The sequence below is a fragment of the Nocardia yamanashiensis NBRC 100130 genome, from assembly GCF_001613325.1.
Classification (GTDB): domain Bacteria; phylum Actinomycetota; class Actinomycetes; order Mycobacteriales; family Mycobacteriaceae; genus Nocardia; species Nocardia yamanashiensis.
In genome coordinates, this window is record NZ_BDCD01000030.1 from 46,696 (window position 1) to 60,048 (window position 13,353).

Here is a 13,353-nt window from a genome sequence, read left to right on the forward strand (position 1 = left end):
ACTCCTCGATTCAATGGCCTTTCACGGAAACCAGCTGTACCCCTACGTCATTCACCGACCGGGCCGCGGCACGTCACCGCGCCACGCGCCGGTCTCCTGCGGCCGGTTCTCGATGAATTCCTTGAACCGCTTCAGATCCCCCTTGATCCGATGGTCGAGGACGCCGGTCTTGTCGGCGACGTTCTCGATGAATCCCTCGGGATCGATATCCATCTGGGTGATGATGCGGGTGGTGTCGTCGTCGATGCGGTGGAAGGTCACCACACCGGCATGGCACGGCCCGCTGTCGGAATGCCAGGCCACCCGCTCGTCGGGATGCTGTTCGGTGATGGTGGCGTCGAATTCGCGCTCCACCGGCCCGATCTTGACCCGCCAGTGCGTGCGCGTCGGGCCGAGCTGCTCGACCTGCTCCACACCCTCCATGAACTCCGGGAAGGACTCGAACTGCGTCCACTGGTTGTAGGCGGTGTGCAGCGGCACCTCGACGTTCTCCGACGCGGTGATGGTGCTCATTTGATCTCCTCAATTTGTCGGCACTGTCCACCGCCTACCCCGTCATTCGCGACGGAAACGGTTCGATGGCAAGGGTGTTCGTGCTCGTTAACGGTGCGCCGGATCGCCGGCATCGCGTGCGACCACGCGCAAGGTCCGCAGTTCCGGGTCCGCCGGATCGGGGACGTTCATCCCGGCGGTGATACCCGTGCGCAAGTAGTCGACGACCGCGGCATCGATGAGCTCGCCAGGCACGATCACAGGAATCCCCGGCGGGTACGGCGTCACCTGCTCGGCCGCGATACGACCCGCGGCCTGCTCGGCCGGCACGGTTTCGACGCCCCGAAGAACGCATCGCGCGGCGACATCACGGTGTCGAGTTGCAGTTCGCGCGGTGCGGGCAGCCGGATGCCATGGGGCTTCGGGTCTTCGCACTGGACGCGCCAGGCGGCGAGTGCGTCGTGGAGGGTGTCGAGGCTGTGCTTGTCGTCGCTCATGGACAGGGTCGCGAGAATGCGGCGATGGTCGCTGTGGCCGAGGTCGAGGAGCCGGTGCTCGCGGAGCCAGTCGGCGTTCGCGGCCGTAGTCGGCGACTTGCAATGCGTCGCTCAGCAATTCGTGCCCGTGCTCGACCATCTGCCGTCGCCAGCCGTCGATCGGGGCGTACAGCAGCACATTCGGGCTGGTGGTCATCAGCAGGTCGGCGCACTCGGTCAGCCGGTCACGGTCGATGAGGTCGCCCTGTACATGGAACACCGACCCCTGCTCGAACCCAGCGCCCATCTTGTGGACGCTGACCACGCAAATGTCCGCGCCCGCGTCCATGGCCCACGTGGGTAGGTCCGGATGGAACGGCAGATGCGCGCCCCACGCCTCATCGACGATGAGCGGTTTGCCGTACTCGTGGCAGACGTCCGCGATGCCCTCGAGGTCCGCGCAGGTGCCGTACGGGCTGGGGCTGACGATGAGCGCCCCCGCCGCCTCGGGATGGTCCTGCCACGCCTGGCGGACCTGCTCGGGTGACGGCGGATGCGAAAAGTGCCGCTCCGCATCCCATCTCGGGGTGATCCAATACGGCCGCACCCCCGAGAAGATCAATCCCGCGACGATCGACTTGTGACTGTCGCGGCCCAGGATCAGCCCGCCGTCGCCGCCCGCGACCGCCATCATCGCCGCCTTCACCGACAGCGAACTCCCGCAGGTGGAAAAGAAAGCGTATTCGGCGCCGACCGCATCGGCCATCAGCTCCTCGGCATCGCTGAGATGATGCCCGCGCGCGAGCCGATCATCCATGCCCGGGGCCGCGAGCACATCCGCGCGCAGGGCGCCTCCCAGCACTTCACGGACGCGCTCATCGGCGCCGCGGCCCTGCCGGTGGCCGGGCGGAGTGAATCCGTAGCGGCCGAGCCGCTGGTATTCGGCCAGGGCGTCGAGCACCGGAGCCACCGAATGATCCATCGTCTCCTCCTTCGCATGCTTCTGCCCCGGCGATAACCGGATCCGCGGCAGTTAACCGTCAGCGTCGCCACGTACAGGCGCAGGGGAGCGATGTCGGACCGTATTTCCAGGTGCGGAGGTGGCTAGCCGACCCCGCCGGTGCCCCAGGATTGCGGCGGCGTGGAATTCGGGCGGACGCGCCTGGGGCCGGACAGGTCGGCGCGCCGGCGGGGATGCCTGCCGCTGCCGCCGATCCACGCGCCGCGCACCGCCGCCGGTGACAGCGGGAACGAGTCCCGCATCGGACAGGCCCGGTCGCCGGGACGGAATTGCAGGTCCGCATCGTCGGGATCGACGTCGAGGCGAGCGCGCAGGACGGTCATCGCGGCGTCGAGGCGTGCGAGGGTGGTTTTGATGTCGTGCGGCAGTCCGTAGCCGGCGCACAGTGAGGCTTGCTCGTCCATCATTCGACGAAGCAGTCGCAGGGCGGCGAATGTAGAAGTGAGAAGGCGTTTTTCGGCGGGGGTCATGCGTTGTTCGCTTGCGGCCGCACGGTCGCGGCGTGGAGTCCGCGCTCGTCACGCTCGAGGGTGAAGGTCACCGCCTGATGCTCGGTCAGGGTGCGATAGCCGGGAGTGTCGATATCGGAGTATTCGACGAATACGCGCCGCTCCGGCTGCCGGTCGGGAGCGATGAACCCGAAGCCCTTGGCGGTGTCGAACCACAGGACCACCCCGCCGACGCGAGGCCACGGAGTTTCGGTTCCAGCATCGCCGCCAGTTTCGGCTACCGGGGTCGTGGTCATGTCGGGCTCCTTCTGGCGGGCTCGCTTCCTCCGACAGGCGACTTCGGTGTGGCCGATCGCGCGTTCGATCCCTTTGCGCTGGTGGTGTTTACGGACAGGCGATGCCCCGCACCGGGCGTTTCAAACCTGCCCGGTGCTTGCCTCGAGCACCCGCACCCAGGCGAATCCGTGATCCTGGGGGATCACTTCTGGTGTGAGCCCTCGCGTTTCTCCAGTCCCACCGCGTCGGCGAGTTCGCTGCGGTGGCGTCCGAGCTCCGGATACTCGGCGCTGAGTTCGCCCATGAAAGCGGCCAGCGCGTCGGCGATCGCATTGAGCTTGTCCTGCACCGCGGCGTCGCTACGGCGCTGGGTGTTCTGCAGCAGCGCCACCAGCAGAAAAGTGATGATGGTGGTCGCGGTGTTGATGACCAGTTGCCAGGTGTCGATGCTCGGGAAGAGCAGAATCGACGGCGCCCAGATCACCACCAGCGCCACGCAGAAGACGAAAAACCCTGCGCGCGAAGCAAGTGCGCTGACGCTGGTGGCGAACCGGTCGAACACCGACACACTGCCGTTGTCGCGCTGTTTGCCCGCTGAGGTGTTCATCTCGCACTCCTTTGCGCCCGACGTCCCGGTTAGTGCGGTGGTACCACCGAAAACACCTGGCAAACGGTCCCGTGCGCGACGGCACTCGGCTGCGGGCAGGGGCTGAAGCCCTGGATAGCGGTAGCGCTCCGACGTCTCCCATCTGGATACGGAGGAGGAGATCATGCGCGGAATCGGGGGGTAGGCCACTGCATTGTCGGAGCGGTTGGGTTCGCGCGACCTGCGGTGTGCGGGCAGGTGCTCGCGATTCGGTCGGCCGTGACGGGGTAGTGCTCAGAGTGAACCGTGAACGCGATCTTGCCGGGAGAACACCGTGGGCTTAGCCGACACCGCCGTTTCCAGAACCTTCGAGTTCACCGCTCGGGCCCGCCGCGGACGGGTATTCCATCCCGCGGGGATGCCGTTCGCGGGCCGGGTGCAGGCGATCGACCCGTACTACCAGAAGCTGCTCGGTGCGTCGGAATGCTCTGCGGTCGTGCGGATTTCGAAAGGTCTGGGTCTGCCCGGCGGGGTTCCGGATGTGCTGGGCCTGGCTTTCCGTGTGCTCGACCAGGATGGTGAGCCTTGGGATCTGGCGCTGGCGACCACCGGTGCCGGGGATTTCACCAGGCTGGTGCCTCGGCCCGCGCGCGGGTGGGCTTCGGCACGCTATGGCAGCCTGATGGCTTACCGTTTCGGCGACGGACCGGCCGAATGGCTGACCGCTCGTCCGAGCGCGCCGCAACCGGACACCGCGCATCTCGCCGATCTCTCCGAGAGCGTCCGCACGGGTCCGACCAGTTTCGAACTCACCGCATCCCCGCGTTCCGGGCCGGAACGCACCTTGGCTCAGCTGCTGGTCACCGAGATGGAGATCGGCGGCGCACCAAGCTATTTCGATCCGGTCCGCAATTGCCCCGCGGATGTCGAGATACTGCCGCGCGCCTTGGCGACGGTGCGGGCGTGGGCGTACGCCGGCAGTCGGCGCGGCAGCCACCGGGCCGTGTCCGCGTACGACACGGATTCCCCAGTTGATTCGAGAGGATGAGGCAATGACCGCGATCGACGATCTCGCGCACCGGCTGGCCCAGGTAGCTGGCCGGACCGGCCGCACCGTGGCGGTCGCGGAATCGTTGACCTGCGGGAAGCTATCGTCCACGCTCGGCGCGGCACCCGACTCGGCAGAGTGGTTGCGCGGTGGGGTGGTGGCCTACAGCGAGCAGGTCAAACATCAGGTGCTCGGTGTCCCCGACGTGCCCGTCGTTTCCGAGACCGCCGCGCGGGCCATGGCCTCCGGGGTGCGCACGCTGCTCGGTGCCGATATCGCGGTCGCGGTCACGGGCGTCGGCGGACCCGGAGGCCAGGACGGCGAGCCCGCCGGCTCGGTTTGGCTGGCCGTGGACGCCAAGGGCGGGCAATGGGCACGGCACGAGCAATTCGATTGTGAGCCCGAGGAAGTCCTGGCCGCAGCGATCTATACCGCGCTCACCATGCTGCTCGCGGCTATCGAGGAGTGAAATTCCCACGGGCTTTCATCGCCCGGGCGATCATGATCGGTTTCGCTCGCCCGTCACCACAGCCGACCGGCAGGGCTAACGCGAACCCTAGTCCGGGCGCCCGCCCGAAGAGGGCCGCATAACAGCCTCCCACCACGAATCCAGCTCACTCGGCTCCGGCCAGTTGACCGTGGGCACGTCCTCGGCGTCCTCGGAAATCAACGGCACGGGGCGCTTTTTCCCGTCATCGCGGGCAGGAGTAGTTGGCTCGGGCGGAATTGCAGTCATCGCACATCTCCGAATCGCTTGCCCGGCGCCTGATCTCGCTGGCGCAAGCTGCATAATCAACTCGCGGCAATGATGAACGCCGGAAGTCGACCTCGTCACTGGATCCCGGCCCCCACCGTGACCGCCTCGCTGCCCCCACGCCGCCGGACGACAGGATCGACTACGGCCCAGCCTAGGCGAGCAAGGTCACCGGCAGGTCACGCCCGGCCTCATATCCGGCTTGATATATGGGAAGCGTTGGGGCGCAAGACGATCACGATCGCCTCGACGATCACCGTTTGCGGGATTGCCCACCGGGTAGGCGCTACGCGGGGGGGGGGGGGGGGGGGTCAGAACGACCATCGGATCGGGAAGGAACGATCGACATGGGTAAGAGCAACGAAACCGGCACGATCACCGGCACCAGGGACAAGGACTACAACCTGCTCTGGTTCGTGCAGGCCTCACTGGACAATGCGCTGCGCCTGGACACCTACATCGCCGATGCCGAACGCGACGGCGACAACGAACTCGCCGATTTCTTCCGGCGCGCCCAGAGCGAAAGCCGCACCGGCGGCGAGAAGGGTAAGGCGCTGCTGGCCACCCGGCTGCAGGGATCGGATATTCCGATCGCCCGCTAGCGGCTCAGCGATGAAGGCGGCCTCCGATCGGACGGCCGCCGCGCCGCCTCGTCGTCATGGGGTGAGTATCGTTTGGACGCCGGCGAAGCGGGAACCCGTTGAGCAGGGTTGAGAGGTACAGCCCGTGTTCGGCGGCGGATCCCGAGCGTCATCCGGTTGTATCCGCCTGCCTTCGCTGACGAAAGTCCGGGTCTGGCAATGACCTCTCAATTTGTACGCGGCAGCAAGCCTGTCACCGAGACCTCCGCCGCGGTCCCGATCTGCGTTATCGCCGGTGAGCTCGACGCTCTGACCGTGGAGGGATTCCGTACTCAGGTACTCGGCGCGTTGCGCGTCGGTGAGACCGTCGTCGTAGATCTGCGCTCGGTCACGTTTTTCAGCATCCGCGCGCTACGGGCCCTGCTGGAATTGCAGCGCCTGGCCGAGGTGCGCCATTGCAATCTGCTGGTGTTGGGCTCACGGTGCGTGGACCGCGTTTTCGAGATGGCCGGCGCGGCAGGCCAATGATGTGACGGCAGCCGAGAACCGGGCTCGCCGCAACTCTTCGAAGATCGGCCAAACCCTGTCGTGGCACACATCGAACCTCGGGTATGCGAACGACCCGACATGCCGCATCGTGTGTAGGTTTTCCGAATAGTGCCGCACTGCGGCTCGCCTGCTGTGACGTCTGGCGGGCAGTGCATGTCTGAGCTGGGTGAGCGCCGGGATGTCGCGGTTGTCGGGAGTGGGATCGCCGGGTTGACGGCGGCCTACGTGCTGGCGCGGACCGACCGGGTGACGTTGTACGAGAAGGATGTTCGGCTCGGCGGGCACGCGCATACACATGAGGTCGAGTTCGCGCCGGGGCGGCGGGTGTGGGTGGATTCCGGGTTCATCGTGCACAACGATCGGACGTATCCGACCGTGCGGCGATTGTTCGGGGAGCTGGGCGTGCAGACCCGGGAAACCGATATGTCGATGTCGGTGCGGGCGGACGCGGTGGGGCTGGAGTATGCGGGGGCGCGGGGGATCGGGGGATTGTTTCCGGCGCCGCGCCGGCTCGTGGACCGTCGCTATCTGGGGATGCTGGGGGAGATTCCGCGGTTCCATCGGGCGGCGCGCGCGGTGTTGCGGAATCCGGATTCCGGGATCACGCTGGCCGGGTTTCTGCGGCAGCACCGGTTCAGTGACTATTTCACGGAATACTTCATGAACCCGCTGGTCGCCGCGGTGTGGTCGTGTGAGGCGCGGGTGGCGGCCCGGTATCCGGCGCACTACCTGTTCCGGTTCCTGGATCACCACGGCATGCTGACCGTCCACGGTTCGCCGACGTGGCGCACCGTGGTCGGCGGGTCGGCCCGGTACGTGGAGAAGATCGCCGACCGGATCGACGAGATCCGCACCGGCACAACCGTACTCGCGGTCGACGAGCGGCCCGATTGTGTGCTCGTCGCCGAGTCCGGTGGCTTGCGCCGCTTCGACGCCGCCGTCATCGCGACCCACCCGCAGCAGGCGCTGGGACTGCTGGCCGCGCCGAGCCCCAAGACGCGGGCCGTGCTGCAAGCCATGCCGTACTCGGTGAACCGGGCACAGCTGCACACCGACGAATCCGTGCTGCCCAGGGCGCACGGGGCGCGCGCGTCGTGGAACTACCTGGTGCCGCCGGAGACGACGGACGCCGCGGGGGTGGTCGTCACCTACGATCTGACCCGCCTCATGGGCCTGGACCATGTGCCCGACCGCAGATTCCTGGTCACCCTCGGCGGGACGCAGTTCGTCGACCCGGGCCGGGTGATCGCGGAGATGACCTACGAACATCCGATCTACACCCCGGAATCGGTTGCCGCGCAACATCGTCTGCCCGATATCGACACCGAGCGGATCGCGTTCGCCGGCGCGTATCACGGCTGGGGCTTCCACGAGGACGGCGCGCGCTCGGGATTGCGCGCGGCCGAACACCTCGGCGGCCGGTGGGAGCACACGCCGGCACCGTCACGGGCGGTCGCACGATGAGCACCCCGGCGCTGTACTTCACCAGAATCCACCACGCCCGCCGGGACCCGATCCGGCACGCATTCGACTATCGCGGCTACAGCTGGTATTTCGACCTCGACAATCCACCCCGGTTACCGATTCCGTTGCGGCCCTTCGGATATTTCCGCGCCCGGGATCACCTGGACGGGCCGGGCACGACATTGCGCGCCCGGGTGGATGCCGTGCTGGCCGAACACGACATCGACTGCACCGGCGGCCGGGTCACCGCGCTCATGAACGCACGGGCGCTGGGTTACGTCTTCGACCCGCTCACCGTCTTCTGGTGCCACGATCGCGATCAGCGGCTGCGGTGCGTGCTCGCCGAGGTGCACAATACCTACGGGCAGCGCCATACCTACCTGCTGCGATCCGGCGAGACCGGTCTCTGCGAGACCGACAAGCGGTTCTACGTCTCGCCGTTCCACCCGGTGGCCGGGCGATACCGGCTGCGGCTCCCCGAACCCGACGGCTGGCTGTCCTTGGGAATCGCCCTGCACCGTGACGGCCTGCCACCCTTCCACGCGGCGATGACCGGTTACCGGCTGCCCGTGACCGCGCGCTCGGTCCTGCGCGCGCAATTGCGCGCTCCGCTCTCACCCTGGCTGACCGCAGCCCGGATCCGCCGGCAGGGAATCACCCTGTGGGCGAAGGGCCTTCCCGTCGTCCCGCGGCCGTGCGCCCCCACTCTCCGAAGGACTGTCTCGTGACCAGCACCTGCCCGCACACCCTCGACGGGGACCTGCTGCCGCCGATTCCCACCGGGCCCGGCACCGGGCTGCGTGCGCGGGCGGCCGCCGTCCTGTTCCGGCGCGCGGTCGCGCGGCTGCCGCTGCGCGTGGAATTCCCCGACGGCGCCGTACTGGGTGCGGGAGCGTGCGTGGACACCTTGCCGCGCATGATCATCCGTGATCCGGGCTCGTTCTTCGCGCGCCTGGGCCAGCAGGGACTGATCGGATTCGGTGAATCCTATACGGCGGGGGAGTGGACCGCGCCCGATCCGGCGGCCGTGCTCACCGTGCTGGCCGGTCGCCTCACCCGATTGATTCCCGCCCCGCTGCAACGATTCCGGGCCGCGCTGCTGCCGTCGCCGCCCGCGGGCGAACTCGGCACGCCGGCGAACGCACGCGGGCACATCGAACATCACTACGACCTGTCCAACGAGTTGTTCCAGCTGTTCCTCGACGACTCCATGACCTATTCGGCGGCACTGTTCGAGGACCCCGCCGAGGCGTCGCCGGATCTGCTGCTCGCCGCCCAGCACCGCAAGATCGACCGATTGCTGGACGCGGCGGGCGTCCGGGCCGGCACCCGGGTACTCGAAATCGGTTCCGGCTGGGGCGAACTGTGCGTGCGTGCCGCCGCGCGCGGGGCGACGGTGCGCTCGGTGACCCTGTCCCATCGGCAGCTGGACCTGGCCCGGATCCGGGTGGCCGCCGCCGGATTCGAGGAGTCGGTCTGCGTCGATCTGTGCGACTACCGCGATATCCGGGGCGAGTACGACGCCATCGTCTCGGTCGAGATGATCGAAGCCGTCGGTTATCAGCACTGGCCGGTCTACTTCGACCGCCTGCGGCGCCTGCTGGCTCCGGGCGGGCGCATCGCGTTGCAGGCGATCACCATGCCGCACGACCGGATGCTCGCGACCCGCCACACCTACACCTGGATCCAGAAGTACATCTTCCCCGGCGGCTTCCTGCCCTCGACCGAAGCCATCGCGGACAACGCCCGCGCGAGCGGCCTGCGGGTGCGCGAAAGGTATTGCTTCGGTGACCATTACGCGGAAACCCTGCGGTTGTGGCGGGAGCGATTCGACGCCCGCGCCGTCGATGTGACCGCGCTCGGATTCGACGCCGGTTTCCGCCGCCTGTGGCAGTTCTACCTCGCCTACTCCGAAGCCGGATTCCGTTCGGGGTATCTCGATGTCCAGCAGATCGTGCTCGATCGTCCCGAGGGAGCCTCGTGAATATCGCCGACCGCCTCGAATCCGTCCTGCGGCCGCTGCTGCGCGGGCCGCTTCCGGTGCGCCTGGACGCCTGGGACGGCAGCACGGCCGGACCGGCCGACGCACCCCGGGTAGTGCTGAGCGGCCCGCACGCGCTGCGCAGAATCCTCTGGCGCCCGAACGAACTCGGCGCGGCGCAAGCGTATGTGACCGGTGAGATCGATGTCGACGGCGATCTCGGCGCGGCGCTGACCGGCGTCTGGGCCGCGGTCGCCCAGCGTGGTCTCACCGGTGCGCGAGCCACCGATCTGGCTCGCCTCGCGGTCGCCGCCGTGCGCTGCGGAGGCTTCGGTCCGCCACCGCCGCCGCCGTCCGGTCAAGCCCGGCTGCGCGGGCGGCGTAACCGGCAGCCCCGCGATCGGGCGGCGATCAGTCATCACTACGACGTCTCCAACGCCTTCTACACCCTGCTGCTCGATCCCGCGATGGCCTACTCCTGCGCCTACTTCACCCGCGGCGTGCCGGGTATGCCCGCCGATCCGGCGTACGGTCTCGCCGAAGCGCAGCGCGACAAACTGGACCTGGTCTGCGCGAAACTCGAACTCGCGCCGGGCAAACGGCTGCTGGACGTCGGCTGCGGCTGGGGCGCGCTGAGCCTGCACGCCGCCGAGCGCTACGGCGCGGAGGTCGTGGGCATCACCATCGCGCGCGCCCAGTACGAGCACATCCGGGCCCGGATCGCCGAGCGCGGTGTCGGCGATCGAGTGCGGGTGCTGCTGTCGGACTATCGCGAATGCACCAGCACCGGATTCGACGCGGTGGCCTCGCTGGAAATGGGTGAGCATGTGGGAGAACGCAATTACCCGCAGTACGCGCGGATGCTGCACGACGCCGCCGCTCCGGGCGCGCCGGTGCTGATCCAGCAGATGTCGCGGCACGGCCGGCACCCCGGCGGTGGCCCGTTCATCGAATCCTTCATCGCACCCGATATGGCCATGCGACCGGTCGGGGACACCATCGGCCTGCTCGAGGCGTCCGGGCTCGAGATCCGCGGCGTGCAGGCATTGCGCGAGCACTACGGGTGGACCGCGCGCGCCTGGCTGCGGCGACTCGAGGAACGCTGGGACGACGCGGTCGCCCTGCTGGGGGTGGAAGGGGCGCGGACCTGGCGGCTGTATCTGGCCGGCGGCGCGCTCGCCTTCGAACAGGGACGCATGGGCGTGGACCAGATTCTCGCCCGGCGACCCGGCCCGGTGGGTGCGCGACAGCCGGCTCCGCCGCCAGAGATGGTCGTATCATGAACGCCCACAACATGTTCGAGATCGGGGCGGCCTCCGCTCTGGTTGTCGCGATCGTGCAGATCACCACCTTCCTCGTGGCCCGGCGGCTGGGCCGCTACAACATCGTGGATGTGGTGTGGGGGCTCGGATTCGGCGTGGTCGCCGTGGTCGCGGCCGTGGTGGGTGATGGTTCGGGAACGCGGCGTTGGCTGCTGGCGGCACTGGTGGGGAGCTGGGGGCTGCGCTTGAGCCTGCATCTGCGGCGGCGCGTGCGCGGACAGGGCGAAGACCCGCGCTACGCCGCCTTGCTGGAGCGGCACGGGCGCACCCCGGCGGTGGTTTTCACGCGGATTTTCCTGGCGCAAGGCGTGCTGCAATGGGTGATCTCGCTGCCCATCCAGGTCTCGGCGGCGGCGGGACCGGCACGAGGATTCGGCCGGGTCGCCGTGGCGGCGGGCGTGCTGGTCTGGGCGATCGGCTTCGTCTTCGAAGCGGTCGGTGACCGGCAGCTGGCCCGGTTCAAGGCCGACCCGGGCAATCGAGGTCGCATCATGGACCGCGGGCTGTGGGCCTGGACCCGGCATCCGAACTACTTCGGCGACTGCTGCGTCTGGTGGGGCATCTGGCTGATCGCGGCCGGTGCCTGGCCCGGTCCGCTGACCGTGTTCGCGCCGATGATCATGTCCTACCTGCTGATTCGCGGGTCGGGCGCGCGGCTGCTCGAGCAAGCGATGAGCGACCGGCCCGGCTATCGCGAATACCAGGCGCGCACCTCGGCGTTCTTCCCCCGGCCCGCACGCTGAGGTGCGCGGGTGTCCCCGCCGGTGCGCCGAGATCACCGAGTTCGCCACGCGACGCGGCGGACATCACTAGGCTTCGACTCGATATGCGAACTCTCCGCAGACCATCACGCCGACGAGTGTCCGTCAGTCGCCTCGTACGGGTGCCACCGCCCGGAGGGACACGGCGTCATGGCTGATGAGCGGCGATTCCGCACCGTCGTGCGCGACACCGGCGAAACCTCGGCCGATGCCTGCCCGGTCCGGCCCGTCACATCCGAGACCGAGATCGCGCTCCGGCTCACGGCCCTGCTGGGCGGTATCGCCGACGGCGACCGGGAGGCTTTCACCGAGTTCTACCGGTCCACCCACGACCGGGTGTACGGGCTGGCCCTGCGCGTGCTGCGGCGTCCCGCGGCGGCCGAGGAAGTCACCCAGGAGCTCTACCTGTACGTGTGGAAATCCGCCGGGCAGTTCGATCCACGACTGGCCAGTCCGATCGGCTGGCTGATGATGCTCACCCATCGGCGGGCGGTCGATCGCGTGCGGGTCGAAGCCTCGGCCACCACCCGCGATATCGCCTACGGGCATCGGCACCTGGGCCGCGATCACGACGTGGTCGCCGAGACGGTCGGCCAGCGCGCGGAAGAACAGGCCGTGGTGCACTGCCTCGAGACCCTCACCGCCACCCAGCGCGAAACCGTCGCCTTGGCCTACTACGGCGGGCGGACCTACGCCGAAGTGGCTGCGCACCTGGGCATTCCGCTCAACACCGTCAAGACGCGCATCCGCGACGGCTTGAAACGACTGCAGAACTGTTTGACGGGATCGATGAGCGATGCCTGAGCCGCACGCCGCCGGCGACCTGCTGGACCTGGCCTATCCGTACGCGCTCGACGCGTTGCCCGAGGACGAGCGCCGCGCCGTCGAGGACCTGCTCGCGCGCACCGACGAGTCCACCGCCGCGGTGTTCCGCGCCATGGTGCGGGAATTGCGGGAAACGCTGGCGAGTATGACGGTCGTGGACGCGGTGCCCGCGCCGCCGAACGTGGAGGAGACGCTACAGCGAGCCCTCGACGCCGAAGCGGACGCGGCGGCACCGCCGTCGCATCGTCACCGCGGCGTGCGATGGCTGGCGGCCGCGGCGGCGATCGCCGTCGTTCTCGGGGTAGGCGCGGGAATCACGGTCTACCGCAATCAATCCCACGACGACGGCAGCCTGACCGCGCTGCAGGTGCGCACCCATGCCGACGCCCGCGCGCAAACTCTCCCCGTCACCGGCGGCGGCACCGTCGAGGTCAGTGTCTCCCGCGAATTGCGAGCGGCCGTGGTGTCTTTCGAGACGGTGCCCGCACCGCCCGCAGCGCACACCTACCAGTTGTGGCTCATCGCCGCGGGCGGGCTGCCGGAATCGGCAGGCGTCTTCGACACGCTCCCGGGCAACGGTTCGCCACTGCTGATCCGCATCGGCGACGCCGGGCAGCTCGCGGTCTCGATCGAACCGGCGGGCGGCTCCCCGGCGCCGACCACATCGCCCATCGTCGGCGTGACTTTGAGCTGATATCGCAGGCGCGTCACCCGGTGCACCGGGTGACGTCCTGATTGTCCGGATCGAAAACTATTTAGTTTTCCGAC

General features: G+C 68.3%; 15 protein-coding genes and 1 pseudogene. 11 read left to right on the plus strand and 5 right to left on the minus strand.

Translation table 11 applies throughout. The annotated features are described in order from the left end of the window. Nucleotides 1-51: 51 nt before the first annotated feature. From NY1_RS31845 to NY1_RS31865, 5 genes and pseudogenes are all read right to left on the minus strand, one after another. Nucleotides 52-513: an SRPBCC family protein gene (locus tag NY1_RS31845; RefSeq protein WP_067720850.1), complete on the minus strand. Its 462-nt coding sequence runs from the start codon at nt 511-513 to the stop codon at nt 52-54. 87 nt (nt 514-600) lie between these two features. Then, a pseudogene (locus NY1_RS45325) lies at nt 601-1,950 on the minus strand (aminotransferase class I/II-fold pyridoxal phosphate-dependent enzyme). Between the two features lie 122 nt (nt 1,951-2,072). Further along, on the minus strand, nt 2,073-2,393 hold the full coding sequence (locus NY1_RS31855) for a hypothetical protein (protein ID WP_067720851.1): 321 nt from the start codon (nt 2,391-2,393) through the stop codon (nt 2,073-2,075). A 62-nt stretch (nt 2,394-2,455) separates the two neighbouring features. Next, entirely contained in the window at nt 2,456-2,734 is a 279-nt protein-coding gene (locus tag NY1_RS31860; protein ID WP_084535726.1) for a cold-shock protein, read from the minus strand. Between the two features lie 182 nt (nt 2,735-2,916). Continuing rightward, nucleotides 2,917-3,321, minus strand: a complete 405-nt coding sequence (locus tag NY1_RS31865) for a low affinity iron permease family protein (protein ID WP_067720853.1) — start codon at nt 3,319-3,321, stop codon at nt 2,917-2,919. A 313-nt stretch (nt 3,322-3,634) separates the two neighbouring features. Here NY1_RS31865 and NY1_RS43210 point away from each other — a divergent pair, with 313 nt between their 5' ends. The 11 genes from NY1_RS43210 (at nt 3,635) to NY1_RS31920 (ending at nt 13,279) form a co-directional block, all read left to right on the plus strand. Further along, complete coding sequence (locus tag NY1_RS43210; protein ID WP_067720854.1) at nt 3,635-4,348, plus strand: hypothetical protein; 714 nt, start codon at nt 3,635-3,637, stop codon at nt 4,346-4,348. Between the two features lie 4 nt (nt 4,349-4,352). Beyond that, entirely contained in the window at nt 4,353-4,817 is a 465-nt protein-coding gene (locus NY1_RS31875; protein WP_157762588.1) for a CinA family protein, read from the plus strand. A gap of 632 nt (nt 4,818-5,449) precedes the next feature. Then, a complete protein-coding gene (locus tag NY1_RS31880) occupies nt 5,450-5,704 on the plus strand; it encodes a hypothetical protein (protein WP_067720855.1) in 255 nt (84 codons plus the stop codon). A gap of 198 nt (nt 5,705-5,902) precedes the next feature. Beyond that, nucleotides 5,903-6,211 (plus strand): STAS domain-containing protein, encoded by a 309-nt coding sequence (locus NY1_RS31885; protein WP_067720856.1) that lies wholly within the window; start codon nt 5,903-5,905, stop codon nt 6,209-6,211. Nucleotides 6,212-6,385: 174 nt separating this feature from the next. Further along, complete coding sequence (locus NY1_RS31890) at nt 6,386-7,696, plus strand: NAD(P)/FAD-dependent oxidoreductase (protein WP_067720857.1); 1,311 nt, start codon at nt 6,386-6,388, stop codon at nt 7,694-7,696. Continuing rightward, nucleotides 7,693-8,424 (plus strand): DUF1365 domain-containing protein, encoded by a 732-nt coding sequence (locus NY1_RS31895; protein WP_067720914.1) that lies wholly within the window; start codon nt 7,693-7,695, stop codon nt 8,422-8,424. Before NY1_RS31890 ends, NY1_RS31895 begins: the two co-directional genes overlap by 4 nt. After that, complete coding sequence (locus tag NY1_RS31900; RefSeq protein ID WP_067720858.1) at nt 8,421-9,680, plus strand: class I SAM-dependent methyltransferase; 1,260 nt, start codon at nt 8,421-8,423, stop codon at nt 9,678-9,680. The genes NY1_RS31895 and NY1_RS31900 overlap by 4 nt, the downstream gene beginning before the upstream one ends. Continuing rightward, nucleotides 9,677-10,960 carry an SAM-dependent methyltransferase gene (locus tag NY1_RS31905; protein WP_067720859.1) on the plus strand — a complete coding sequence of 428 codons (1,284 nt, stop codon included), beginning with the start codon at nt 9,677-9,679 and terminating at the stop codon, nt 10,958-10,960. Before NY1_RS31900 ends, NY1_RS31905 begins: the two co-directional genes overlap by 4 nt. Further along, nucleotides 10,957-11,742 carry a DUF1295 domain-containing protein gene (locus tag NY1_RS31910; RefSeq protein ID WP_067720860.1) on the plus strand — a complete coding sequence of 262 codons (786 nt, stop codon included), beginning with the start codon at nt 10,957-10,959 and terminating at the stop codon, nt 11,740-11,742. The genes NY1_RS31905 and NY1_RS31910 overlap by 4 nt, the downstream gene beginning before the upstream one ends. 168 nt (nt 11,743-11,910) lie before the next feature. Next, nucleotides 11,911-12,564 carry an ECF RNA polymerase sigma factor SigK gene (gene sigK, locus NY1_RS31915; protein ID WP_067720861.1) on the plus strand — a complete coding sequence of 218 codons (654 nt, stop codon included), beginning with the start codon at nt 11,911-11,913 and terminating at the stop codon, nt 12,562-12,564. Then, nucleotides 12,557-13,279, plus strand: coding sequence for an anti-sigma factor (locus NY1_RS31920; protein ID WP_067720862.1), 723 nt, complete (start codon nt 12,557-12,559; stop codon nt 13,277-13,279). Before sigK ends, NY1_RS31920 begins: the two co-directional genes overlap by 8 nt. Nucleotides 13,280-13,353 lie beyond the last annotated feature (74 nt).

Bases quoted from the DNA above. Each gene is read 5' to 3' on its own strand.
- NY1_RS31845 (WP_067720850.1), bottom strand. From the start codon at position 513: ATGAGCACCATCACCGCGTCGGAGAACGTCGAGGTGCCGCTGCACACC.
- NY1_RS31855 (WP_067720851.1), bottom strand. From the start codon at position 2,393: ATGGACGAGCAAGCCTCACTGTGCGCCGGCTACGGACTGCCGCACGAC.
- NY1_RS31860 (WP_084535726.1), bottom strand. From the start codon at position 2,734: ATGACCACGACCCCGGTAGCCGAAACTGGCGGCGATGCTGGAACCGAA.
- NY1_RS31865 (WP_067720853.1), bottom strand. From the start codon at position 3,321: ATGAACACCTCAGCGGGCAAACAGCGCGACAACGGCAGTGTGTCGGTG.
- NY1_RS31875 (WP_157762588.1), top strand. From the start codon at position 4,353: ATGACCGCGATCGACGATCTCGCGCACCGGCTGGCCCAGGTAGCTGGC.
- NY1_RS31880 (WP_067720855.1), top strand. From the start codon at position 5,450: ATGGGTAAGAGCAACGAAACCGGCACGATCACCGGCACCAGGGACAAG.
- NY1_RS31885 (WP_067720856.1), top strand. From the start codon at position 5,903: ATGACCTCTCAATTTGTACGCGGCAGCAAGCCTGTCACCGAGACCTCC.
- NY1_RS31890 (WP_067720857.1), top strand. From the start codon at position 6,386: ATGTCTGAGCTGGGTGAGCGCCGGGATGTCGCGGTTGTCGGGAGTGGG.
- NY1_RS31895 (WP_067720914.1), top strand. From the start codon at position 7,693: ATGAGCACCCCGGCGCTGTACTTCACCAGAATCCACCACGCCCGCCGG.
- NY1_RS31910 (WP_067720860.1), top strand. From the start codon at position 10,957: ATGAACGCCCACAACATGTTCGAGATCGGGGCGGCCTCCGCTCTGGTT.
- sigK (WP_067720861.1), top strand. From the start codon at position 11,911: ATGGCTGATGAGCGGCGATTCCGCACCGTCGTGCGCGACACCGGCGAA.
- NY1_RS31920 (WP_067720862.1), top strand. From the start codon at position 12,557: ATGCCTGAGCCGCACGCCGCCGGCGACCTGCTGGACCTGGCCTATCCG.